General features: G+C 70.3%; 21 protein-coding genes. 11 read left to right on the plus strand and 10 right to left on the minus strand.

Annotation, left to right across the window (positions count from 1 at the left end):
* The first annotated feature begins 95 nt into the window (after window positions 1–95).
* Complete coding sequence (locus ACX1D1_RS01320) at window positions 96–1964, plus strand: dynamin family protein (protein WP_459055611.1); 1869 nt, start codon at window positions 96–98, stop codon at window positions 1962–1964.
* The gene (locus ACX1D1_RS01325) at window positions 1961–3523 is read left to right on the plus strand and encodes a dynamin family protein (protein WP_459055612.1); all 1563 of its coding nucleotides are present in this window, start codon (window positions 1961–1963) and stop codon (window positions 3521–3523) included. The genes ACX1D1_RS01320 and ACX1D1_RS01325 overlap by 4 nt, the downstream gene beginning before the upstream one ends.
* Here the strand turns inward: ACX1D1_RS01325 and ACX1D1_RS01330 are convergent.
* The 4 genes from ACX1D1_RS01330 to ACX1D1_RS01345 form a co-directional block, all read right to left on the minus strand.
* Window positions 3413–4045: a hypothetical protein gene (locus ACX1D1_RS01330; protein ID WP_459055613.1), complete on the minus strand. Its 633-nt coding sequence runs from the start codon at window positions 4043–4045 to the stop codon at window positions 3413–3415. The two genes, ACX1D1_RS01325 and ACX1D1_RS01330, sit on opposite strands and share 111 nt — an antisense overlap.
* A 23-nt stretch (window positions 4046–4068) precedes the next feature.
* Window positions 4069–4890 carry an IniB N-terminal domain-containing protein gene (locus ACX1D1_RS01335; RefSeq protein WP_459055614.1) on the minus strand — a complete coding sequence of 274 codons (822 nt, stop codon included), beginning with the start codon at window positions 4888–4890 and terminating at the stop codon, window positions 4069–4071.
* A gap of 112 nt (window positions 4891–5002) precedes the next feature.
* Window positions 5003–7414: a LuxR C-terminal-related transcriptional regulator gene (locus ACX1D1_RS01340; RefSeq protein ID WP_459055615.1), complete on the minus strand. Its 2412-nt coding sequence runs from the start codon at window positions 7412–7414 to the stop codon at window positions 5003–5005.
* On the minus strand, window positions 7411–9318 hold the full coding sequence (locus ACX1D1_RS01345) for an Hsp70 family protein (RefSeq protein ID WP_459055616.1): 1908 nt from the start codon (window positions 9316–9318) through the stop codon (window positions 7411–7413). Before ACX1D1_RS01345 ends, ACX1D1_RS01340 begins: the two co-directional genes overlap by 4 nt.
* 419 nt (window positions 9319–9737) lie before the next feature.
* On the opposite strand from ACX1D1_RS01345, the gene ACX1D1_RS01350 reads away from it, so the two are divergent.
* On the plus strand, window positions 9738–9980 hold the full coding sequence (locus tag ACX1D1_RS01350) for a BRCT domain-containing protein (protein WP_182800289.1): 243 nt from the start codon (window positions 9738–9740) through the stop codon (window positions 9978–9980).
* A 20-nt stretch (window positions 9981–10000) separates the two neighbouring features.
* Here ACX1D1_RS01350 and ACX1D1_RS01355 read toward each other — a convergent pair whose 3' ends face one another.
* Window positions 10001–10672 carry a LysR family transcriptional regulator substrate-binding protein gene (locus ACX1D1_RS01355; protein ID WP_459055617.1) on the minus strand — a complete coding sequence of 224 codons (672 nt, stop codon included), beginning with the start codon at window positions 10670–10672 and terminating at the stop codon, window positions 10001–10003.
* Window positions 10673–10707: 35 nt separating this feature from the next.
* Between ACX1D1_RS01355 and ACX1D1_RS01360 the strand changes: the two genes are divergently transcribed.
* Window positions 10708–11112: a DUF5997 family protein gene (locus tag ACX1D1_RS01360; protein WP_459055618.1), complete on the plus strand. Its 405-nt coding sequence runs from the start codon at window positions 10708–10710 to the stop codon at window positions 11110–11112.
* Window positions 11113–11121: 9 nt separating this feature from the next.
* On the opposite strand, the gene ACX1D1_RS01365 is transcribed toward ACX1D1_RS01360, so the two are convergent.
* Window positions 11122–12144, minus strand: a complete 1023-nt coding sequence (locus ACX1D1_RS01365; protein ID WP_459055619.1) for a DUF4349 domain-containing protein — start codon at window positions 12142–12144, stop codon at window positions 11122–11124.
* A 337-nt stretch (window positions 12145–12481) separates the two neighbouring features.
* On the opposite strand from ACX1D1_RS01365, the gene ACX1D1_RS01370 reads away from it, so the two are divergent.
* Window positions 12482–13792, plus strand: a complete 1311-nt coding sequence (locus ACX1D1_RS01370; protein ID WP_459054709.1) for a DDE-type integrase/transposase/recombinase — start codon at window positions 12482–12484, stop codon at window positions 13790–13792.
* A gap of 758 nt (window positions 13793–14550) precedes the next feature.
* Here the strand turns inward: ACX1D1_RS01370 and ACX1D1_RS01375 are convergent.
* A complete protein-coding gene (locus ACX1D1_RS01375; RefSeq protein WP_459055620.1) occupies window positions 14551–16155 on the minus strand; it encodes a peptide chain release factor 3 in 1605 nt (534 codons plus the stop codon).
* 296 nt (window positions 16156–16451) lie between these two features.
* Here ACX1D1_RS01375 and ACX1D1_RS01380 point away from each other — a divergent pair, with 296 nt between their 5' ends.
* The 4 genes from ACX1D1_RS01380 to ACX1D1_RS01395 all read left to right on the plus strand — a co-directional run bounded on the left by ACX1D1_RS01380 (window position 16452) and on the right by ACX1D1_RS01395 (window position 19477).
* Complete coding sequence (locus ACX1D1_RS01380) at window positions 16452–17504, plus strand: ABC transporter substrate-binding protein (RefSeq protein ID WP_459055621.1); 1053 nt, start codon at window positions 16452–16454, stop codon at window positions 17502–17504.
* On the plus strand, window positions 17501–18289 hold the full coding sequence (locus ACX1D1_RS01385) for an ABC transporter ATP-binding protein (RefSeq protein ID WP_182781161.1): 789 nt from the start codon (window positions 17501–17503) through the stop codon (window positions 18287–18289). The genes ACX1D1_RS01380 and ACX1D1_RS01385 overlap by 4 nt, the downstream gene beginning before the upstream one ends.
* Window positions 18261–19148, plus strand: coding sequence for an ABC transporter permease (locus ACX1D1_RS01390; RefSeq protein ID WP_459055622.1), 888 nt, complete (start codon window positions 18261–18263; stop codon window positions 19146–19148). Before ACX1D1_RS01385 ends, ACX1D1_RS01390 begins: the two co-directional genes overlap by 29 nt.
* A gap of 110 nt (window positions 19149–19258) precedes the next feature.
* A complete protein-coding gene (locus tag ACX1D1_RS01395) occupies window positions 19259–19477 on the plus strand; it encodes a YgaP family membrane protein (protein WP_182781159.1) in 219 nt (72 codons plus the stop codon).
* A 193-nt stretch (window positions 19478–19670) separates the two neighbouring features.
* On the opposite strand, the gene ACX1D1_RS01400 is transcribed toward ACX1D1_RS01395, so the two are convergent.
* Window positions 19671–20117, minus strand: coding sequence for a hypothetical protein (locus ACX1D1_RS01400; RefSeq protein ID WP_459055623.1), 447 nt, complete (start codon window positions 20115–20117; stop codon window positions 19671–19673).
* Window positions 20118–20281: 164 nt separating this feature from the next.
* Here ACX1D1_RS01400 and ACX1D1_RS01405 point away from each other — a divergent pair, with 164 nt between their 5' ends.
* Together ACX1D1_RS01405 and ACX1D1_RS01410 are read left to right on the plus strand one after the other, a co-directional pair.
* Entirely contained in the window at window positions 20282–20995 is a 714-nt protein-coding gene (locus ACX1D1_RS01405; RefSeq protein ID WP_459055624.1) for a response regulator transcription factor, read from the plus strand.
* A complete protein-coding gene (locus ACX1D1_RS01410) occupies window positions 20992–21987 on the plus strand; it encodes a sensor histidine kinase (RefSeq protein WP_459055625.1) in 996 nt (331 codons plus the stop codon). Before ACX1D1_RS01405 ends, ACX1D1_RS01410 begins: the two co-directional genes overlap by 4 nt.
* 1 nt (window position 21988) lies before the next feature.
* Here the strand turns inward: ACX1D1_RS01410 and ACX1D1_RS01415 are convergent, their stop codons facing one another.
* On the minus strand, window positions 21989–22993 hold the full coding sequence (locus ACX1D1_RS01415; RefSeq protein ID WP_459055626.1) for a sugar phosphate isomerase/epimerase family protein: 1005 nt from the start codon (window positions 22991–22993) through the stop codon (window positions 21989–21991).
* Window positions 22990–24162 (minus strand): Gfo/Idh/MocA family protein, encoded by a 1173-nt coding sequence (locus ACX1D1_RS01420; protein ID WP_459055627.1) that lies wholly within the window; start codon window positions 24160–24162, stop codon window positions 22990–22992. The genes ACX1D1_RS01415 and ACX1D1_RS01420 overlap by 4 nt, the downstream gene beginning before the upstream one ends.
* Between the last annotated feature and the right edge of the window lie 64 nt (window positions 24163–24226).

Raw genomic sequence — 24226 nt, forward strand, 5'->3', positions numbered from 1 at the left:
GCCCGGTCACCTTCCACGGTGGCCGGGCAACTGGCGTGTGACCCGGGGAGGCCTACGATGAAGAAACCGACGATCGATCGCGGGAAGGAACCCGAATGAGTGATCCTGCTGGTGTCGTGGAGGGTGCAGTGGTGCTCCCCAATCAGAAGACGCTGATCGGGCTCGTGGAGGCGATGGGCACGATGGCCGCCAACGGCGGCCGCACCGATCTCTCCGAGCGCCTCGTGCAGACCAACGCCCGCCTCCGCGACCCCGAGGTGCGCGTGATCGTGGTCGGTGAGTTCAAGCAGGGCAAGAGCAAGCTGATCAACGCCCTGGTCAACGCGCCGGTCTGCCCCATTGACGACGACGTCGCCACCAGCGTCCCCACCGCCGTGGGCTACGGCGAACAGCCCGCCGCGACCATCCTGCTTCGCTCGGAGCCCCACGCCGGGAAGTCAGAGATCCAGCGGCAGCCGATCCGCTTCGAGGAGCTGGCCCAGTACGTCTCGGAGCTCGGGAATCCCGGCAACGAACGCCATCTCGTCTCAGCCGAGGTGGTGCTGCCGCGGGAGATCCTGCGGGGCGGCCTGCGCCTGGTGGACTCCCCCGGGATCGGGAGCCTGGACTCGTCCTCCGCGCTGACGACGCTGTCCGCGCTGTCCTCGGCCCACGCGGTGCTGATGGTCTCCGACGCGTCACAGGAGTACACCGAACCCGAGGTACAGCTGCTCAAGCACGCGATGCGCATCTCGCCCAACGTGGCGGCGGTACTCGCGAAGACAGACCTGTATCCGGACTGGCGCACCATCGAGGGCATCGACAAGGGACACCTCGAGGGGATCGGCGAGCTCCCGCTCTTCTCGGTCTCCAGCGACCTGCGGCTGCTCGCCGCCTCGGAGCAGGACCGCGAGCTCAACAACGAATCCGGCTTCCCGGACCTGGTCTCCCACCTGCGCCTCGACGTGCTGCGTCGCGCGGAGGTCATCAACACGCGCAGCGCAGTGCATGATCTTCTGTTCGTGGTGGACCAGATGACGATGGCCGCCCGCACCGAACTCACCGCCCTCCTCAACCCGGAGGACACCCCGCAGCTGATCCTTCAGCTGGAGGAGGCGAAGGCGCGCGCGGACGAGTTCCGCGGCCGGTCGTCGCGCTGGCAGGTGGCCCTCGGCGACGGTGTCGCGGACCTCATCTCGGACATGGAGCACGACCTGCGCGACCGCCTCCGCCGCGTTCAGCGCGAGGCGGAGGACGCCATCGATCAGGGCGACCCAGGGCCGATCTGGGAGCAGATCGCCGAATGGATCGACCAGCGCGTCGCCGCCGCCGTGTCGGAGACCTTCGTCTGGACCGACGAGCGGGGTAAGGCGCTCACCGAGGAGATCGCGGAGCTGTTCATCCAGGACGAGACGTCGCTGCCCGTCATCGCCGTCGGCGCCACGGACGGCGTGCTCGACGCGGTGGAGGAGATCCCTGACTATCACACCGGCCAGCTCGGCGCCGTGGAGAAGATCTACATCGGGGTCCGCGGCTCCTACGGCGGCGTCCTCATGGTGGGTCTCGCCACCGGCCTGATCGGGATGACTCTGATCAATCCGCTGTCGCTGCTCGCGGGCGTCCTCGTCGGCCGTAGGGCCTACCGCGAGGACATGAACTCCCGCCTCCTGCGCCGCCGGTTCGAGGCGAAGGGCATCGTGCGCCGCTACATCGACGAGGTGACATTCCAGGTGGGCAAGCAGCTGAAGGACCGCCTGCGGATCGTCCAGCGCACCGCCCGCGACCACTTCGGGGCCATCGCGGATCAGCTGCACCGCTCGCTCACGGAGGCTGTCATGTCGGCCAAGCAGTCGGCCGGCACCTACTCGGAGAAGCGCGACAAGCGCGTGCTCGAGCTTCAGGCCCAGCTCCGCCAGCTCGACAAGGTGCGCGCGCAGCTGCCGGAGCTGCCGCAGATGCGGGTCAAAGAGGTGCTCGGCCGGTGACATCGGGGGCATACGAGGATTCCGTCGCCCTCCTGGCGGCGGCGCGTCGCCTGCACGAGGGCGACCACGCGGCCGTCGAGACCATCGACGGGTTGAGCACGCGCCTGGCCGAGCCCCTCCGGGTTGCAGTCGCCGGGATCGTCAAGGCAGGCAAGTCCACGCTGCTCAACGCGATACTGGGCGAACAGATCGCGCCCACCGACGCCGGCGAGTGCACCCGGGTGGTCACCTGGTACCGGTACTCGGACACGCCGACGATCACCCTCCATCCGCGCTCCGGCGAGCCCCGCAGGCTGCCGATCGCCCGCGCCCACGGCAAGCTGGTCCTGGACCTGGGCGAGCTGCGCCCGGACGAGGTGGAACGCATCGACGTGGGCTGGCCCTCGCGGGTCCTGCGCTCGCTGATCCTCATCGACACCCCCGGCATCGAGTCCCTGTCCCACGACGTGTCGGCCCGGTCCGCGGCCTTCCTCACGCCGGACAACGCCCCTTCGTCCGCCGACGCGATCGTCTACCTGCTCCGCCACCTCCACCCGTCGGACCTCAAGTTCCTCGAGGCCTTCCGCGACACTGCTGCCGGCGCCTCGAAGACCGTCAACGCCGTGGCCGTACTGTCGCGGGCCGACGAGATCGGCTCCGGACGGATCGATTCCCTCCTCTCCGCCCGCAAGGTGGCCCGCCGCTACGAGAAGCACGGGGATCTGGCCTCGCTTGCTCTGGCGGTGCTACCCGTCGCCGGGCTGGTGGCCGAGGGTGCCCGCACCCTGAGGGAGGACGAGTTCGCCGCGTTCCGGGCGCTGGCCGATCTTGAGCGCGGGGAGCGGGAGAAGCTCCTGGTGTCGGCGGACCGGTTCGTGCGGCCCGAGCAGGTGGCCTCCCCCCACGATGACGTCAGGCGCCGCCTCCTCGGCCGCTTCGGCATCTTCGGCGTGCGGCTGGCCATCTCGATGATCAGGGCCGGCGCAGCCAACTCGGCAGAGCTCACCGAACGGCTCGTGGAGTACAGCGGACTCGACGAGCTCGGCAGCTTCATCAGCCTGCACTTCGGCGCCCGCGCCGAGGCCCTGAAGGTGCGCGCTGTCCTCGACGGCCTGGCCCAACTCCTGCGCGAGAACCCGCACGACGGCGCCTCCCCCATCCTCGGCGGGATCGAACGGATCCAGGCCACCGCGCACGGGCTACGCGAGCTCTCGCTGCTGTCCGAGGCCAGGGTGTCGGGCCTCCCGCTCTCCGCGGACGATGCAGCCGCGGCCGAGCGGATCGTCGGAGCCAACGGCACCACCACGACGGCGCGGCTCGGGGTGCCCGAGGACACGGACGGGCCCGCCCTGTCCGAGCGGCTGACGCAGGAACTGGACAGGTGGCGGGCCAAGAGTCACTCCCCGCTCACCGAGCGGGCCGGCGTCGAGGTGTGTCGGGTGGTGATCCGGAGCCTGGAGGCGGTGGCCTCAGACCTCGGCTCCCGGGGAGGCGACGACGCCCTTGCGGACGTCGTGCTTGCGGGCGGTCCAGCGCAGGGCTCCGGGGAAGGTGCTCACCAGAATGGCGAGCAGCACTAGCCCGCCCTGCACGGCGAACATCTGGCGCAGGATCTCTCCGTGCTCCCCCTCGGCGACCAGCTCGTTGGCCACCAGGTACAGCGCTGCCTGGCCCAGCACGGTGAAGAACATCCACCACCTCGCCCCGTCCTTGCGGTTCATGAACGACACCAGCAGTGTGACCTGAATGAGGAGCAGCGCGAGCAGGCCCCAGAAGGCCGACCAGTAGATGATGTCCGCCGCCGTGGCGTAGGTGCTGTCCGGACGTGAGCCGTCGACGCCGCGGACCGCCTCGATGATCAGTGGCAGCTGGTCCTCGCGGACCACGAAGTAGTAGACCACCGCGACGGAGCCGGCCACGAGGCCCAACACCCACAGCAGCTGGGTCACCCGGATCGAGAAGGGTGGAGGCTGCTTGACGATCACGGGGGCAGCATTGGCGTTGGCCAGGGCTGGGCGCTCGGGGCGCTTGCGCCCGGAATCAGCCTTTGGCCCGTCCGTTCCGGTGGGGAACGGGCGGGCCGTGGGGCGTTCGTCGGTCATGCGACTCAATTCTAGAACCCGTCTCAGATGTCGTCGTAGGCCGGTTCGAATTCCTCTTCATCAGGCGAGTAGTCCTCGTCGGTGGGCTGCTCCTCGTACTGCTCCTCCACGGCGGCGGCCGCCATGGGCTCGGGCTCGGGCTCGGGGGCCGCCATGGCCGCAGGTGCAGGAGCCTCGACCGAGGTGGTCGTGATCTCGGTCTCGACGACGGTGGTCTCCGTGTTCTGGAACGAATCGTCGACCTCCGTGGCCACCTCGACGTTGACGGGAGCCTCGTTGAACGAGTTTTCCGCCGACTGGTTGAGTGTCACGTCCGCGGTCATCGACTCGTCGTTGAACGACTCGTCGATCTCGACGTTGGTCTCCTCATTGCCGATGGAGACATCGCCGATGGTCGTGTCGTTGTGCGAGGAATCGACCGTGGCGTCGTTGCCGGCTGCCATCGACGCGTCGCCCACGGCGAGGACTGTCTCCTGGTCGAAGACCTGGAGCACGTCACCCTCCGCCCAGATGCTCTGGTTGACGGACTGGTCCACGATGGTGGACCGGTTGTCGACGTGGAAGTTGTTGGCCACCCGGGTGATCTCCTCCACCACTGTGGGCGGGCGCGGGTTGACGATGACGACGGGGGGCTCTGGGGGATGCGGCCGGGGCATGACGTCTGGGTGGTCCACGATGACGGGGACCACCTGCCTGACGTCCTCTCCGCAGATGTCGCCGAGACCACTCCTCTCGAGGGTCTCTTCGGGTGCTGCGGCGAACTCCGCAGCTGCGTTCGGGTCTCGCAGCAGACTGAGGATGAACTCAATCAGCGCGTCAGCGATGGTCACCAAAGGGGTTGTCATGGCTGTCTCCTCAAGGGTCGGATGGCGCTGGCTTTCAAACTACGGGGTGGGATGGTGGGAAGGCATCGGGGCTTTCCCCCACTCCCGGAGTAGGTCATTAGGGGGTGTGTGGTCATCGGTGCTCCGATCGGACCTGGTGCCGTGACGGGTCGATCACGACGCGCAGTTTGGCGATCAGATCTGAGCGGCTGGTGACCGAGAGGCGTCGCTTGATGTGCGACACATGGTGCTCGACGGTGCGCGGGGAGATGAAGATGGTCTGCCCGATCTCGGCGTAGGTCTTGCCCTGCATGACCAGCAGAGCCACGTCCAGCTCGCGGTCGCTGAGCGGCAATCCCTCGGCGGCACTCGGCGCGTCCTTGGGGTTCTGCGAGGCGGGCTCGGACCGCCGAGCCTCCTCCGCCGTCGGATGAAGCCGGCGGGCGACGGTGAGCAGCCGGGCCGAGACCCTGCGGTCCGTCGTGCGCCCGGCGCCATGGGCCGCGAGGCGGGCCCCGTCCCAGGCCAGCCCGATGGTGGACAGCGCCTTGGCCGCCTCCTCCACACTGTCCGGCTCCACGTTGCCCGACAGCACCGCTACCCAGATCCCGCCGGCATGGGCCATCACCTCTGCCACCCGGCAGCTCGACGACGCGGCCACCAGCGCCTTGGCGTGCGGTCCGAGCAGCTCCGGCCTGTCCAGGAGGATGCCCTGCTGGACCGCCGCCCACCTGAGCTGCAGCGACCACAGCGGTGGCGATCCGAGCCGACCGAGCAGCTCCAGGCCCTGCGTGAAGTGCGACGACAGGGTGGTGGCGTCACCCACGCGCGCCGCGGCGCACACCAGCGCGCCCAACGGGAGCAGCGTGTAGAGGTCCACGTCGATGTGGCGGACCCCCTCGTGTGCCTCCGACCAGGCGGCCTCGAGGGCGGCGAGGTCCTGGTAGCGCCGTGCCAGCGTCACCAGGATGGTCTGCCGCAGCAATTCGTCCCGCGGCGAGACAGGGGTGGGCAGCGCCATCGCCTCCTCGAGCGAGGCCCGCGCCTCCGACGGCCGCTCGCCCTGGAGCGCCACGAAGGCCTGCCACAGGAACAGCCTGCGCCTAGCCCACCGGCCACCCTGTCCGCCGGCGACGGCCGCGTCGATGACGTGCTGGGCAGTGGACAGTTCACCGGCCCCGAGCGCCACCGACGCCGCGATCACGGCCGGCAGCTCCGGGAGCGGATCGGTGGCGTGCGACGAGGTATACAGCTCAGAGGCCCGCACCAGGCGGGTCACGGCGGACGACGGTGGGGCGGGCTGCAGCGATGCCCGCAACCCTTCGTCGAGCAGTTGAAGTGCGATGTCGAGGGTGCACGGCGCGGAACGACGGGACTCCTGCCGGCCGGGCCCCGCCGTCGTCTCGGGTTCGGCCAGCTGATCGGAAGCGCCGGCGCCGACGTGTGCGATGGAGGCCCTCACCGCCGCGGACGGGCCGTCCGGCGGGAGGGCGGCGTAGACGCTGCTGCCGGTGGCCATCAGCCCCCTGGCTGCCCACACCGCGGCCGCGACATCCGCGGCCCCGGCCGGGACCGGGTCTTCGGCCAGCAGAGCGTCCAGGAGAGTGGACGCCTGGTCCAGTGCGCCCGCATGCCAGGCTGCCTGGGCCCGCCGCAGCACCATGTCCGGGCCCACCACGCCCTCGGTGTTTGGGCCGACGGCGCCCAGGGCCGCGACCCGGTAGGCCGGGAGCGCGCCCCGCACGGCCGAGCGCACCACCGGCACCGGGCTGCCGTTGCGCAGCAGCAGGCCCTCGGCGTATGCCTCGGCGATGCGGTCCTCCGCCGACACGTCGTCGCTGAAGAACCCATCACCGTAGTCCCCGACGCAGCTCAACTCGACCCACCGTCGGAGCGGCTCCTCCGCGGTGTCCAGGCGGTGCAGGATGCGGGACTCCAGGTCCCGGACCAGGTCCTGATGCTGCGGGTCCTTGCACGGTGCGGACTCATGGATGGCGAGGGCCTTGGACACCAGCCACCCCACGCCGCTGGTGAGGGTGAGGATGTGGTCCAGGCACTCCTGCTCGACGGACCGCCCTCGATCTCCCAGGTAGGCGATGACATCCGCGAGCGTCACCAGACCGAGCACGATGGGGGGCGCGCTGCGCTCCAGGTGGCGGGCGATGTCGGTGGCAAGGCTGGAGTGTCGCCACGGCCGGCTGGCCACCACGACGGACGCGTCGCGGGTGGCGCACCGCTCCAGGAGCGCCTCGGCGCGCTCGTCGTCGACGAGGTGGAGGTCGTCGACCAGCAGCACGTCCGTGGGCGGGAGTGCCGAGATGTCCGTGGTGGCGTCCAGCTGGGTGCTAGGCAACCCCCTGAGGGTGAGGAGCTCCTGGAGCTGGCTGAGCAGGGTGGACTTGCCGGAGCCGGCCGTCCCCACCACGAAGGCGCGTACCGGCCCCGACGGGTTGGCCAGCGCAGCCGTCTCACGCCAGGCATGTTGAGCGCCGGTGAAGTGCGTCACGGAGTCGATGGGCTCGCCCGGAGCCCCCGTCTGGATCACAGCGCTGTGGCTGGGTCAGGCGAGGCCGAGAGCGGGGACTCCGGCGAAGACGCGGGAGTGGGGTCCTCCGTGACCGGGACGGGTGCCGGGTCTTCAGTGGTAGGGACGGGATCCGGGGCCTGGGTCGTCGGATCCGGCGCCTGGGTGGTGGGGTCCGGCGCCTGGGTGGTGGGGTCCGGGGCCTGGGTCGTGGGCGCGGGTGCCTGGGTCGTGGGCGCCGGTGCCTGCGTTGTGGGCGCGGGCGCCTGCGTTGTGGGGGCAGGTGCCTGCGTGGTGGGGGTGGCCGTCGTCTTCGTCGGCGTCGGCATGGTGGGCGCCGGCCGCTGGGTGGTGGGCGCACCAGCAGGTGGGGGTGCGGTGACGGTGGTGAAGGTCTCGGTGGTGATGAACTTCTCCACCGTCTCGGTCTCTCGCTGGATGATCGGATCCTGTTGGGCGACTGGCTGTTGCTGCGGTTGCTGTTGATCCTGCGGGGCAGCGGGCGCGGGGGTTTGCCCCGCCACGGAGGTGGATGTCTCGGGCGCGGCCGAGCTTCCGCTGGGGCCCAGCGTCACTGGTGCCTGGAAGGCCGCGGCCTGCGGGGAGGACCCCTCCTCACCGGCCGTGAGCTCACTGAGCAGGGTGCCGCCGATCATCACGAGGCCGGTGACCGCCACCGCTGCCAGCGCCAGGCCGGACCACCATCGTGCCCGCGGAACGGGCTCCGCCGCGGCGGCCTCGTGGACGGCCACAATCGCGGTGTCGTCGTTCTCGTCATCCGCGATGCGGGCCACTTCGCCGTCGGGGCGTATGGCGAGCGCGGTCGACGGGTGGGCCAGCGCGACATGGCTGAACAGGGACCCCCTCGCGGCGCCCATCGCGGTGGAGGACTTCGGGTCCTGGTCCACGACGATGGGACGGTCGAACAGTTCGGAGAGCCGCTGCGCCACCCGGGGGATGCGGGAGGATCCGCCCACCAGCACGATGGCATCCACGTCCGAGATGTCCACGCCGGCGCCCTCGACGGCGTCGTCCAGCGCGCCGACGGTCCGCTCCAGGTGCTCGTCGATCATGGACTCGAACTCGGAGCGGGTCAGGCGGATCTTCGTGGAGACCTGGGGCAGCAGCACCGGGATGGTGACCTCGGTGTCGAACGAGAGCGCCTCCTTGCCGTCCACGCACTCGCGCCTCAGCTGGATCAGCGCGTCTCGAGTCTCAGAGCTGCTCAGATCCATCCCCTCGGCCCCGGCGCCGCGGAGGACGTGACGGAAGACGAGGTCGTCGAAATCCGCACCGCCCAGGTTGTCCAGGCCGAGGGGCTGGCCCACGAGCGAGAGCGAGCCGTCCCTGCCCTTCCGGGTGACGGCGGTGTGGAAGGTGGTGCCTCCGAGGTCGTAGACCACGACGGATCGGCCCGGCTCCAGCGGATGCGTGGCCTCGAAGTTGCGGGCCGCCGCCTCCGCCTCGGACATCAACGCCACATCCCGGAGACCGACCTCGCTGAGGGCCGAGCGAATCAGGCCGGTGCGGTGCGGGCCCCAGGAGGAGGGGTAGGTGACGGTCACGCCGGCGGGCTCCGTGCCCTCGGACTCCGTGGCCGTCGAGACGACGGAGGCCACTGTCTGGGCGAGTAGATGGGGGGCATCTACGCTGTGACCGCCCACTGACAGTGGCACGTCGTCGCCGACGTTGCGGGTGAACTCGCGCACGAGGTGTTCGGGCTCGGCGACGCCGCGGCGCTCGGCGGTGTCGCCGAAGAGCAGGCCGCCGTGGGAGGTGACGAACACCACGGCGGGCGCGTTGTCGTTGCGGTGGCCCAGGGGCACATGGGAGACGACCACGCTGCCGTCGTGGGTGGGCCGCGCTGTTGCGGCAGCGACGCGGGCCGTGCCCACGTCGATCCCCAGATAGTACGACTCGGCCATGAGTTGGTCCCCCCCGGGTGATGAAACGCGACCTTCGGTTCGGGTCCCGGCCACGACAGGAACCCGATTTCGACGCTAACAGGGGAGGGGCCACTTCTGAAGATCAACTATCGGCCAGACAATCGAGGGCCACGTGGAACCCGCGCTCCTGCCTGGGTCAGCGGGATGGCTACAGCCCTCTGACTAGGGGGTTCGTGGCGTACGCGTCCCCATTGATGGTCTTCTCGCCGCGGCCCGCCGGGACCCTCTGGACACGTCCCGAGGCCCCTCTTTGTTGCGCGGAGACGCGATCTGCCCCCTGCGCCAGGGCCCTCGGCGGCGTTCATCGATGGACACCGCGACCGTCTCGCCGGAGGTGCCGACGCGCCCAGTTCGGGGCGCTGGCCCCTCGATCCAAAGCTCTGGTCGACAATGTGGACATGAATATCGAAGAGTGGTGGCCCAAGCTGCGGCGCGAGACGCGCGATTACCTGATCGCCAACAACGGCGACGTGGTGCCAGCCGCCCTCGTGGCCGAGATCACGCGGGCCGGCGGCGACAGCGACTCCGACGCGTGGCGGGCCGGTGACAGCGGCGCGGACGGGTTCTATCTGACCGACGAGGCGATCGACTGGATCGACGAGGTCGCCAACGGGGAGACCCCGCCGCCGCGTCGCCGCTGACCCCCTGGTGCCGGTCGAGGTCAGCGACGGCGGGGCCTGCCGCCCCTCCCCGTCGGGCGTCCCGCTCTGCCCGCGACCCCGCTCTTCCGCGGCTGCGCCACCTTCTCGGCAGGTTTCTGCTCGTCACCGCGCTCCTTGGCGCTGCGCGAGCTGTTCGGGGTCCGGCCGCGGACGATGCCGATGAACTCGTCGATCCACTCGTTCCCGCTGTCGGTCCGCCAGGCCAGGGCCACCGTCGTGGATGGGGCATCGACGAGGGGCCGGTAGACCAGATCACGGCGGCTGTGTGACCGGGCGATCGACATCGGCAGGTGAAACACGGCCGCCGAGTAGGTGGCCAGCTCGACGCTGGCGGGCTCAGCGTCGGCGATCACCCGCACGTCGACCAGATCCGTCGCCGTCACCTCGTCGAGCAGCGACAGCTCGTGGTCCTTCGACATCCACACCACCGGCAGCTCGTCGTACAGCGGGATGACGTGCAGGCCTTCGCCGTCGATCGGTTGCCTGACGAAACACATGTCGACGGTGTCGCCCAGCAGTGCGCGTCGCTGGTCCGCCTCGGCCACCTCGACCACGCTGAGCGGTGTCCGCGGGAACCGCTCTTCCCAGATCCGGCGCCACTTGGTGACGGTGACCCCCGCCACGTTGCCCACGCGCAGTGCTGCGGGGCCGGGGTCGCGGGGAGTGGTCACGGGCGCAGGGTACCCCACCCGGATAGGCTGCGGGCATGAGCCAAACCATGAAGCCGGCCACCGCGGCCGCCAAGCTCGGCATCTACCTGCCGGCCGCGCCTGAGGAGTTCCAGAACACTCCGATCACCCGGGACGACCTGGACGCCCTCCGCGAGGACCCGCCGGCCTGGCTCGTCGAGCTCCGCCGCAACGGCCCGTTCCCGCGCGACGTGGTGGCCCAGAAGCTGGGCATCTCCCGCTCCGGCCTGGCCCGCGCGGGCGTCAGCGACGCGATGACCTCCGACGAGATCGGCGAGCTGATCGCCGATCCGCCCGGGTGGCTCGTCGAGGAGCGGGAGACGCACAAGAAGGTGTTGAAGGAGCAGGCCAGCGAGCCGCAGCCCGCCCCCGCCAAGAAGCCGCGGACGACCGCGCCGAAACAGCGTGGCCGCTGGCGCTGACCCCGTGGGTCAGACCTCGGGGCCGCCCTCTCGAGGGGCTGGCGGGGTAGAGACGCCGTCGACCGCAGGCTCGGGTGTCGCGGTGGACGCCGGCTCGGGTGTCGCGGGGGTTGCCGGCTCGGGTGTCGCGGGGGTTGCCCGACGCCGGCGAAGCATCGCCCGGACCGGGAAGAACAGGATCAGCGCGGCCAGCCAGAGCGGCGACGTCGCGATGAGCACGGTCAGCGTCACCGTGACCACCTGGGCCGCTCCCCTGATGCCGCTGGTGACGGCCTCGACGAAGCCCCACGACTCACCGTCGGGCCGCACCACGGCGCTGGGCTCGGTGAGCTCCACCGAGACGGTCGCCATCGCGGCCTGCCGCTCGAGGTAGGTGACCTGGGCATCGAGGGACTCGATCTCCCCGCGCACCCGTCCCAGCTCGGTCTCGATGGCCAGCATCTCCTCGACCTTCACGGCCGCCTCGAAGAACTCGCGCAGGCGCACCTCCTGGGCGCGCATGTTCTCGAGGCGGGCGGACAGGTCGACGTGTTCCTGGGTCACGTCGTCGGTGGCCTCGGACTGGTATTTCACCACTCCGAGTTCGGCGACGGCGGCGACGAAGTCCTCGTAGGAGTCGGTGGGCACGCGCACGGTGATCCAGCCCCGCAGCGCCGCCCCGTCGCCGAGGAGTGTGCCCCTCTCGTCGTAGTGGTACAGCCACTCGTCGCCGGTGGCCACCTGCATGTTCGAGACGGTGCCCTCGTGGGTGCGGGCCAGGTCGCGGACCTCGGTGATGGCGTCCTCGGTGCTGTCCACCTCAAGACGCAGCGTCTTGGACCGGATGACGAGACGGTCGCCGTCGCCCGAGGTGTCCTCCTCGCCGTCCTTCTGGGGGAGGGCCCCGCTGTCCCCGCCGACGGCGGGTGCGGGCTCGACCCCGGGCATCTCCTCAGTGCTTGACCCGGATCCCGAACAGCCGGCGATCAGCACTGCCATGAGGACCGCGGCGAACACCGCCAGACCTCTCCGCAGCCACGCGTTCAGCATCATCGTGCCTCCTTGCAGGACGTGAGCCTGACGAGGGGGCCGGATGCCGCAGTTGTGCGGTGGACACCGGCCTCGCCGTCGGTGCATCGAGCCTACACCGGGGCCATCACCGCTCGGTCCGAGGAACTGAGGACCTGAGGGGGCGAGCTCGGCCCTCTAAATGTCATGCTCAGAGTCGAGTACGACCCTGCGAAGTCTCATACCTTCGTAGACGGTGCTGTCTCAGTGCTTCGTTGACAGATGTGTCTCAACCTTCGTGGACGGTGGGTGTTGACGGTTCTGTCTCACGCCTTCGTGGACGATCGCCCTGGCGCGGTGGTCGGCGGCGAGGGTCATCGGCATGGCTGCCCGTATCGACGTTCGTGTTCGTCACCTGATCATCAATTTCCCTGACCAGCCTCGTCGGGGTGAGGTCACTCGGTTCTGTCGTGAGCACGGGATTTCGAGGGCCGAGTTCTACAAGGTGAGGTCGCGGGCGCAGACCGAGGGCAAGCTTGCCGCGGTCACTGCCCGGCAGCCGGTGGCCAGGTCGGTGACGCGACGCACCAGCGACGAGCTGGAAGTGCTGGCTTTGCAGGTCCGGGCCGATCTGAAGCGGGCTGGCTGGGATCATGGACCGTTGTCGGTGGCGGCAGTGATGCGCCGGCAAGGTGTGACGCCGCCGTCACGGGCCACGCTGGCGAGGATCTTCACCCGTCACGGGGTGGTCACGCCCGAGCCGGCGAAACGCCCCAGGGCGTCCTACCGCCGGTTCCGGTACCCCGATCCCAATGGCTGCTGGCAACTCGACGGGTTCGAGTACCGCCTCGATGACGAGGCCGGGTCGAAGCGGTGCGTGCTGCAGGTCGAGGACGACCACTCGCGGTTCATCCTGGCCTCCCTCGTGGCGCGGTCGGAGACCAGCGAGGCGGCGATCACCGTGGTCGCCGCCGCCATCGGCCGTCATGGCGCACCCGCGAGGTTCCTGACCGACAACGGCACGGCGTTCAACCAGGCCCGACGCGGCGGAACCTCACAGCTGGAGGTCTACCTGCGCCATCAAGGCGTCGCACCGATCACCGGCCGTCCCGGCAAACCCACCACCCAGGGCAAGAATGAGCGGCTGCACCGAACCATCCAGAAGTTCCTCGACGCCCACCGCCCGATCCGCACCGCGCAGCGGCTCGCTGAGCTCGTTGACGAGTTCGACGAGTACTACAACACCCAGCGGGCGCATCAGGCACTCGACCCGGATCAGACCCCAGCCGAGGCCTACCAGGCCAAAGCGAAAGCCGTGCCCGGCCCACCCACGCCGGAGGTGGCGCCGCCGGTCGTGGCCCCGACCCGCGACCCCGGCCGGAGAACTGTCCGTTCCGGTGCCGCTCGCCGCATGATGGGCGAACGCACCCCCACCGACCCCTCCGACACGGCCCGATGGGCCGACCGGCGCGTCGCAACCGACGGCCGTATCCACATCTGTCGCGCCAAGATCTACGTCAGCAAACGGCTCGCCGGCCAAACCCTGCACGTCATGTTCGACGCCACCACCATCGAGATCTTCGACCCCGACGGCGTGTTCCTCGGTCACGTGTCCCACCCCGGCACCGTCCCCCCCGGCACCGTTAAACTGCTCACAATCCGACCCTGGCGACCCGACACCAGTGAGACATAACCGTCAACGACCCGGTGAGACAGGACTGTCTACGAAGGCCTGAGACATGACAGAGTCGAGTACGACCCTCAGCATGACATTTAGTTGTAAGACAGTGGTGTCCCCCCGCTGCTCAACTCAGGGAGCGGGAGTTCGGTCCCTGAGCGTCCCGCGTCGCGAAGCGACCGCGGGAGTCTCGAAGGGTCGAGAACTCGGACCTGCCAGCGAGGGTGGGGGACGTCAGGGCGGCACTGCGCAGCGGTGCCCAACCCGACGATCACCAACTGGCATCCCGCTCGAGCTGACCTGACCCCCACGCCGCCCTGCCGGCCCGCACCCGAACCCAGCGACGCCACAGACATGGCGAGTGCGGGGAGACGGGAGACGGTGCCCGGGCGGCCTCCACGACCCAGCCACCGACCCCGGCCGCGACGACCTCCGGAGCCTGGACAACGGCCGCCCGGGCATCGACTCACGGTTCACCGCACCCGACCACCAGATTCAAGTGAAGGTGGTAGTCACGACCCTTCGAGACGGCACCCGCGCCTTCGGCGGCGCGCCTCCTCAGGGAACGATGGGGCCAAGCCCGGGCATCGACTCACGGCTCACCGCACCCGACTACAGGATCTGCGTGAAGGTGGTAGTCACGACCCTTCGAGACGGCACCCGCGCCTTCGGCGGCGCGCCTCCTCAGGGAACGAAAATGGACCCACGGCGTTACGCGGGCGGCCCTCCTCAGGGAGCGATGTAGACCGGCCTCCTCAGGGAGCGATGGGCCGCTACGCGGACGGGAGCGTGTCCTCCACGTCGGTGCTGATCGACTCCAAAACCACGTGGGGATGGAGGCGACGGAACGTGGACACCTGCCACTTCCCCGTCAACAGGGCGAGCGACGCCCCATCCTGGCGACGCTCCACGCCCTCCACTCCGGTCACCGAGTTGATGTCTCGGAGGTCGTCCGCCTTGGCGCGAAGCGCAAGCGTGTAGGGGAGCTGATCGAAGCGCACCGGCGCGTTGAACTCGTGCTCCATCCGGTGGCTGGCCACCTCGAACTGCATCGGTCCCACCGCGGCCAGGATCGGCGTCTGCCGCGACCTCGACTCCGAGTCCAGCACCTGCACCACGCCCTCCTGGTCCAGCTGCTCGATCCCCTTCTGGAACTGCTTGTGCTTCGACGGGTCGGCGGCGCGCACCACCCGGAAATGCTCGGGCGCGAACGACGGGATGGGCGGGTACTCGACGGGGTCCTCGCCGTACAGGGTGTCCCCGGCCCGCAGGGTGCCGGCGTTGACGAGGCCGATGATGTCGCCCGGGAACGCCTCCTCCATCGTCTCCCGGTCCCGCCCGAAGACGCTGCTGACGTATTTCGTCGTGAAGGACCTGCCCGTCGCGGCGTGCGTGATCACGTCGCCGCGATAGAACACCCCAGAGCACACCCGCGCGAACGCGAGCCTGTCGCGGTGGGCGCGGTCCATGCCGGCCTGCACCTTGAACACCTGGGCGCTGAACGACGCCTCGACGGCGCGCGGCTGGCCCTCCACGTCGCGCCTGGCGGTGGGCGACGGCGCCATGTCGGCCACGACGTCGAGCAGGTGCCCGACGCCGAAGTTGGAGACGGCGGCCGTGAACAGCACGGGGGTGGTGGCCTGCGCCAGGAACAACTCCTCGTCGTGGACGTAGCCGTCGGCGGCGAGCAGGTCCAGCTCCTCGCGGGCGGCGTCGAAGTCCGCCCTGTCCCGTTCCCCCACCTCGTCGGCTTTGAACCGCTCCTCGATGGCCTTGGTGCTCCCACCGGGGGTACGCGTGAATCGGACGAACTCGTCGCTCCACTGCTCGATCACGCCGTGGAAGTCCCCCGCGACACCCACCGGCCAGGTCCACGGCGTGGGCACCATGCCGGTGCGCTTCTCGATCTCGTCGAGGAGCGCGAGCGCCTCGTGGCCGGGGCGGTCCCACTTGTTGATCACGGTGATGATCGGGATGCGGCGCGAGCGGCACACCTCGAAGAGCTTCATGGTCTGGGTCTCCATGCCCTTCGCCGCGTCGAGCAGCATGATCGCGCTGTCGACGGCGGTGAGGACGCGGTAGGTGTCCTCGGAGAAGTCGGCGTGGCCGGGGGTGTCGACCAGGTTGATGATGTAGTCGCGGTAGGGGAACTGCAGCGCCGACGAGCTGATCGAGATGCCGCGGTCCTTCTCCATGTCCATCCAGTCGGACACAGTGCCCTGGCGGCCGGCCTTGCCGTGCACGGCGCCGGCCTGCCCGATCGCCCGGGCGTGGAGGAGAAGTGCCTCCGTGAGCGTGGACTTGCCCGCGTCCGGGTGGCTGATGACGGCGATCGTGCGACGGCGGGCCGCCTGCGCGGACACCTCCGCCGGGCTCACCACGGGGCACCTCCGCGGCTCATTCGCGGGGCGAGGCGGGGCAGGCGGGCGCGCGCGGGGGCGCTCAGGGTGGAAAACATCTCGGTCGAGGGTACCCGGCGCCGACGGCGGGGCCGACATCGGCGGCGTCGGAGCGGACCGCCCGAGCGTGGGCCACAGCCAGATATTCCCGTGTTCAGCAGTCAGCGAAAGACCGTGCTCCCCCACGCTCAGGGCCCGTCTCACCAAGGGCGGGCGCGTTGACTGCGCCTGTGGGGGCGCTTAGCTTCCTTGTATCCCGCTCACCAGGAGACCCCATGGCCCACCGCAGCACCCGGCTGTCGCGGCGGACGGCTGCCGCCGTCGGCCTGGTGACCGCGTGCGGGCTGCTGACCGGCTGCGCCTCCACCGACTACGCCGACGACACCGTCACCATCGGATACTTCGCCAACGTCACCCACGCGCCCGCCCTCATCGCCGACGGCGCGGGCCTGTTCGACGCACGGCTGGCGGAGGCCGGGGCCACTGCATCAACGCAGTCGTTCCGGGCCGGGCCTGAGGCGCTCCAGGCGGTGCTCGCCGGCTCTGTCGACGTGGCCTACCTGGGCCCCAACCCCACCGTCACGGCCTACCTGCAGTCGCGCGGCGAGGCCGTGCGGGTCATCGCCGGCTCCACCTCCGGCGGTGCGTCGCTGGTGGTCCGGCCGGGCATCGAGTCACCGGAGGACCTCCGCGGGAAGCGGCTGGCCACCCCGCAGCTCGGCAACACCCAGGACATCGCGCTCAGGCACTGGCTCGGCACCCAGGGCCTCACGGCCACCGACGACGGCGGGGGCGACGTGAGTGTGCTCCCCCAGCCCAATTCCGCAGCTGTGCAGGCCTTCACCGCCGGTGGGATCGACGGCGGCTGGCTGCCCGAGCCCTTCGCCACCCGGCTCGTCGAGGCCGGCGGCGTGGTGCTCGTCGACGAGCGGGACCTCTGGCCCGACGGGCTCTTCGCCTCCACCACCGTGATCGCCAACCCGCGGTTCGTCGAGGAGCGCCCGGACCTGCTGCGCGCCTTCCTGGACGCCCACCTCGATGCCCTCGCACTGATCGACGAGGACCCGGTCGCCGCCCGCGACGCCGCCGCCTCCCAGATCACGGCCCTGACCGGGCAGGTGATGGACCCCGGGACTCTCCGCGCCTCCTGGGAGACGCTCGAGTTCACCGTCGAGCCGCTCGCCGACACCCTCCGGGCCGCCGCCGCCCACGCCGACGCCGTGGGCCTGCTGCCGGACAAGCCCAACGACGACTTCGCCCGCCTGTGGGACCTGGCCGTGCTGAACGAGGCGCTGGACGCCCGCGGCCTGGCCGAGGTGGCCTCGTGAGCGCCGCGACGGCACCGGCGGCGCCCGCCGGGGGCCTCCGGCTCAGGGGCGTGACCAAATCGTTCGGGCAGGGCGAGCAGCGGGTCACCGCCCTCGGCGGCCTGGACCTCGATGTGGAACCAGGCGAGTTCGTCGCCCTCGTCGGCGGCTCAGGTTGCGGGAAGTCGACGATGCTCACGCTGGCCGCGGGGCTCGAGACCCCCACGTCGGGCACCATCGACGCCGGCGGCAAGGTGGCCCTGATGTTCCAGGAGTCCACGCTGCTGCCGTGGCTCACCGCTGCCGGCAACGTCGAGCTCGCGCTCCAGCTGCGCGGCGTTGACAAGGGCGAACGCGCCGCCCTCGCCCGTCAGCTGCTGGGCAAGGTCCGGCTGGGTCGCCACCTGGACAAGCGCCCGCACGAGATGAGCGGCGGAATGAGGCAGCGCGTGGCGCTGGCGCGGGTGCTGGCGCAGGACGCCGCCGTCGTGCTGATGGACGAGCCGCTCGGTGCGCTCGACGCCATGACCCGCGACCAGATGCACGACCTCATCGAGGACGTGTGGCTCGACGCCGGCTTCAGCGTGGTGTTCGTCACGCACAACGTGCGCGAGGCGGTCCGGCTGTCGGACCGCACCATCCTGATGGGGTCGCGGCCGGGGCGGATCATCCACGAACAGCGCATCCAGCTCCCCCGGCCCCGGGCCATGGAGTCCGCGGCGTGCGTCGCGTTGGCCGCGGACCTCACCCAACGACTCCGCGAGGAGGTGGCACGCCATGACGAGGCCGACTACTTCGAGATCTGACTCCCCTGCCACGGATCCGCTCGAGCCCATCGACGACGCCGCGGCCGACGCCACCGTCGAGCGGAAGCCGCTGCCTCGCTGGCGGCGTGCGCTCCCCATCCTGCTGGCCACCCTGTTCTTCCTCGCGGTGTGGCAGGTGGTGGTGTGGACCGGCTGGAAGCCTGACTACCTCCTTCCCGGGCCCGTCGTCGTCCTCGGGGAACTCGCGCGGCTGGCCGCCGACCCGGAGTTCTGGCAGGCGCTCGGCCGCACCCTCACCCGCGCGGTGCTGGGCTTCGCGCTGGCGCTGGCCATCGGCACCGCCATCGGGCTGGCGACGGCGAGGTCGCGGCTGCTGCGCTCGGCCATCGGGTCGCTGGTCACCGGCCTGCAGACGATGCCGTCGGTGGTCTGGTTCCCGCTGGCGATCCTGCTGCTGGGTCTGGGCGAGCAGGCGATCATGTTCGTCGTCGTGCTCGGCGCGGCACCCAGCATCGCCAACGGCGTCCTCACCGGCGTGGACCAGGTGCCGCCCGCCTACCACAAGCTCGGCGACGTGCTCGGCGCGCACGGCTGGACGCTCTACCGGCACATCATCATCCCGGCGGCGCTGCCGTCGTATGTCGCGGGGCTCAGCCAGGGCTGGGCGTTTGCCTGGCGGTCCCTGATGGCTGGTGAGCTGCTCGTGGTCATCCCGGGCTCGCTCGCCCTGGGCAACCGGCTGTCGTCGGCGCAGGAGTTCGGTGACGCCACCGGGCTGATGGCGTACATGATCGTCATCCTGATCGTCGGGATGCTCGCGGACACGGCCTTCACAGCAATGTCGCGGCGGATCCGACGGCGCCGCGGCCTCGCCACCCCGTCGGAATCGCGCCCCTGAACGCACCCCGCGGTCAGTGGCAGCGGCGCTGCCCCCAGGCGGTGGTTGGGCCTCGACCCGCGATACCCGGGGGGGTATATGCTGGAGATTCCGAACGAAGGAGCCTTCACATGATCGAGTTCTTGTCCTCAACCGCAGGCCGCATCACCCGCGCTGCCATCGGTGTCGTGCTGCTGGTCGCGGGGTTCATCGTCGGCGGGGTGTGGGCGTGGGTGCTCGGCATCCTGGGCGCGGTGTTCGTGACTGTGGGCGTGGCGGACGTGTGCCTGCTCTCACCGCTGTTCGGCAAGCCCTTCAAGGGCGCCGACGTCCGCGCCTCCCTGCGATAATCCCCTCCCGCGGGCGCCCGATCGATCCCCTGAGGAGGCCGACGTCGCGAAGCGACCGTCGGCCGTCTCGAAGGGTCGTATCCCCCACCTTCCAGCAGTCGATGCAACATGTCGCGACACAACCCTTCGAGACGATCCCCGGCGCTCCGCGCGGCGATCTCCTCAGGGATCGGCAGGGGACGGGCCCTGCCGCTCAGCGACTCGCGGGGACCTTGATGACGGGGCAGACGAAGTACTTCACGACGCCCTCGTCGACGGCGTCACCGGCCATCAACGCCATGTCCACCTCGGCCGCGCTGTCGATCACCCCGTCGCCGTCGAGGTCAGAGGACGCGATCACCGCGTCGTACCCGTTCGGGAACCTGAGGGCGTGGACCATCCAGCGTCCCCCGTTGTAGCCGGGGTCGCCGGGGGCCGCCGTCGCCACGCTGGGCTGCGCCGAGTCGAAGCTGTAGATGGTGTCCCAGGCGTGGGCCGGGGCGCCGGTCCCCGAGAGGTCGGTCGGGGTGCCGACGGTTCGGTACATCACACCGTCGACGTAGAAGGCCGGGCCGGTCACCCCGGCATGGGAGGTGAGCGGGACGGCGGCGGCGGCGCCGGCGAGGAGGGCGGCTCCGGCGAGGCGGGTGAAGGTGCTCATGGCTGGACCTTTCGGTTGGTCTCCGGCGTGGTTGCCGGGTGCCTCGAAGTCAACTCCTGCGCGTCCTGGGACTCCATGACACGGCGCTTACCTCGTCCTTACGGGGTTGTAACGCCCTGGCCGCTGCCTCCGGCGGCCGGTCCGGGTCGCCCTACGATGGCGACATGACGGACGTGCTCGTGGTCGAGGACGACCCCACCGTGGCCGAGGTGCTCGGGCTCTACCTGGGGCGGGCCGGGTTGCGCGTCAGGCACACGACGTCAGGCGAGGCGGCCCTGGCCATGGCCGCCGAGGCGCCACCCGCCCTCGCGATCCTCGACCTCATGCTTCCGGGGATGGACGGCCTGGAGCTGTGCCGACGGCTCCGGCTCGCCCGCGCGGACCTGCCGATCATCATGCTGACCGCCCGCGGCGACGAGGAGGACCGCATCCTCGGCCTTCAGGTCGGTGCGGACGATTACGTCAGCAAGCCCTTCAGCCCCCGTGAACTCGTGCTGCGTGCGCAATCGCTGATGCGCCGCGCCGCGCCCGGATCCGTACCGAGGCCTTCGGCCCCCGACACGCTCGCGGACGGCGACATCGTCGTGGATCGGTCTGCCCACCGCGCCCTGTGCGGAGGACGCGCCTTGTCCCTGACGTCGCGCGAGTTCGAACTGCTGGCCTGGTTCCTGGCGCATCCTGGGCGTGCGGCCGGCCGGGAGGAACTCATGCGCGAGGTCTGGGACTGGGAGTTCGGCGATGCTTCGACGGTGACCGTCCACGTCCGCAGGCTTCGGGAGAAGATCGAGGCAGATCCCGGGAACCCCGTCCGGCTGGTCACGGTGTTCGGGGTCGGCTACCGCTGGGAGCCGGGCATGGGCGGGGATGAGCCTCGATGAACCCCGTCCTGATCTCCGCCCTCGTCGCCGCAGCGGTGGGGGTGCTCGGCACCGCCGTCGTGATGCTGATCGCGCGCCGATCGATCCGGCTGGCCGCGGTGGCTGCCCCGATCGTGGTGGTGGTCTCGCTGGCGGCCGGCGTGGCCGCGAGCGTGCAGACGATGGCCATCAGCGACTCGGCCGCGGCGACCATCCAGCTCGTCCTGGCGGGCGCGGCGCCGATGGCCCTCGTCGTCGGCCTGGTGCTGTCGCGGCAGCTCGGCTCCCGGGACCGGTCCATCACCCTGCGCGAGGCGGCGCTCGAGCGCGACCGTCAGGTCGAGTTGAGGCGGCGGGAGCTGGTGTCGTGGATGTCCCACGACCTTCGGACGCCGCTCGCCGGGATGACCGCGATCACTGAGGCCCTGCAGGACGGGGTGGCCCCTGATCCCGCGGCGTACCTCGCGCGGCTGCACGGCGAGGCCATGCGCCTGGACGCCATGGTCGATGACCTGATCGCCCTGTCCCGGCTGCAGAGCCCGGTCGGCCGGCTGCGCCGGGAGGACGTCTCCCTCCGCGATCTGGTCTCCGGGGTGCTGGAGCAGGCCAGGCCGGTCGCCGACCGGTCCGGGGTCAGGTTGACCGGGGAGGCCGAGCAGTCCGCGCCCGTGAGCGCCGACGCCAGGGAGGTGTCGCGGGCCGTGTCCAACCTCGTCGCCAACGGGATCCGGCACACCCCGTCGGGAGGCGAGGTGGCCGTGACCGTGCGCGAGGCCGACGGGTGGGCGTCGGTCCAGGTGGCCGACGGGTGCGGCGGCATCCCCGTCGACCACCTGCCGCACCTGTTCGAGCCGGGGTGGAGAGGCAGCCAGGACCGCGGCCCCGGAGATGGAGCGGGCGCCGGTCTCGGCCTCGCCATCGCGCGGGGCGTGGCCGAGGCCCACGGCGGGACGGCGACCGCGAGAAACGCCGGGCCTGGCTGCGTCTTCGAGTTGCGGCTCCCGTCCGCCTGAATCAGACCCCGAGCTCCAGGGCGGCCCAGGCGTCGGTGAGGACCTTGGCGGCCACCTCTAGGCCCTCGATCCGGCCCAGCTCGGTGTCCTCGTGCTCGATGTTCAGGCACATGCCGGGGTCCACCTCGTGCAGCGCGCGGATGAACTCGGTCCAGTAGGCGGTGTCGTGACCCTTGCCCAGGGCGACGAAGTCCCAGGAGGAGTCCTTCGGCCACTCGTTGGCCCACTCGTCGCCGCCGAGGTTGACGCGTGCCTCGTCCGCACCCATGCGGCGGAAGCCGTTGTCGAGGACCCCGTTGAGCCGCGCGTTCGGGTTGATCCGCACGTCCTTGGCCGCGGCATGGAAGATCAGCGGTCCCAGCTCCCGGACGACGGCGATCGGATCGGCCTGCTGCCAGAACAGGTGCGACGCGTCCATCTCGACGCCGATGTGGGTAGCTCCGGTCAGCTCGATCAGCTTCTTGACGTCGCGGGCGTTGAAAACAAGGTTCTGGGGGTGCAGTTCGAGGGCCACCTTCACCCCGTGGTCCTTGGCGAACTGGTCCATCTCGCTCCAGAACGGCGCGGCGATCTCCCACTGGTAGTCGAGGACGTCGAGCGCCGCGGAGTTCCAGGCGTTGACGATCCAGTTGGGGTACTTGGTGCCGGGCTCGCCGCCGGGCAGGCCGGACATGGTGACGACGCGGGTCTGGCCGAGCGCCGCGGCCGCACGGATCGAGAGGCGGATGTCCTGGGCGTGCTTCTCGGCGATCTCCGCGTTCGGATGCAGCGGGTTCCCGTTGCAGTTGAGGCCCGCGATCTCCACGCCGGTGCCCTCAAACTTCTTCAGGTACTCCGTGGCCGCCGCGGGGCTGGTGGCGATCTCGTCGATGTTGGGAATGTGGACCGGGGGCAGAAAGCCGCCGGAGTTGATCTCGATGCCGGTGAGGCCGAGACCTCCGATCACCGCGAGCGCATCCTCGAGGGGGCGGTCGTGCAGGACTGCGTTGTAGACACCGAGCTTCACAGGGTCACCGTCTTTCCGTTGTTGGCAGCCGACTCAGCGACGGCGGCAAGAATTTCCATGTTGTGGACGCCTTCGTCAAACGAGGCGTTGCGGGGAAGGGAGTCGGCCTCGGGGATGCCGGCGACCTCTTCCAGGAAGGCTCGGGCCTGGAACGCGAAGCCCTCGTTCTGGCCGAAGCCGACACCCGCCACGTCGATAGCCATGCCACCGGCGACGTAGGGATGGTCGGCGCCTAGGTTGACGGTCCGGTAGCCGTTGGTGCCCGGCTGGTCGTCGTGGCGGTAGAGCCGCACCTGCGACGGGGTGTCCTGGTGGAAGCTCGCCGCGCCGTTCTCGCAGAAGACCTCGAAGTTCAGGCCGTTGGGGTAGCCGGCGGCGACGCGCGAGGCCTCCAGGCTCGCCGTCGTCTCGCCGAACTTCGCCGTGAACGTGGCGTAGTCGTCGTTCTCCACCGGCTCGGTCTCGCTCGACACCTCGACCCGGCCGTGCCCGACGACGGCGCCCAGCGGGAGCGGACGCTCCGTGATGGCGGTGGTGAAGGCGGCGCCGGAGACGGCGGTCATGCCGCCGCAGAGGAACTCCGACAGGTAGGTGAGGTGGCTGCCGACGTCGGCGAGCGCGCCCGACCCCATGGGGCCCTTGTAGCGCCAGCTCATCTGCCCCTTCGGGTTGCACGCGTAGTCGCACCAGTACCGCGCCGAGAGGTGCAGCACCTCGCCCAGCGTCCCGTCCTGGATCCAGTCGCGGATGGCGGCGATGCCGGGCTGCCGGACATACGTGAGCCCGATGCGGGCGATCGACGACGCCTCGCGGGCCAGCCGCGCCATCTCGCGGGCGGACTCGAGTGTGTCGGCCAGCGGCTTCTCGCACAGGACGTGCTTGCCGGCCTCGAGGAGTCCGCGGACCACCTCGAGGTGCAGGCTGTTGGCGATGACGACGCTGACGACGTGGATGTCGGGGTCGGCGGCGATGGCTCGCCAGTCGGTGTCGCTGCGTTCGTAGCCATAGCGGCGGGCGGTGGCCTCGCCGACCTCGGCGTTGACGTCACAGATGGAGACGTAGCGCAGGTCGGGCAGCGTGGGCCGATACAGGGTTGGCGCGACACGGTAGGCGGCGGCGTGCGACTTCCCCGCCATGCCGGCTCCGATGACGGCGATGCCGATGGTCATTCATCCTCCTCGATATGTACTTGGAGCGGTCCAAGTGGCTTTACAATAGATCGACAGCACTTGT

Source organism: Tessaracoccus luoxuelianae, assembly GCF_054483915.1.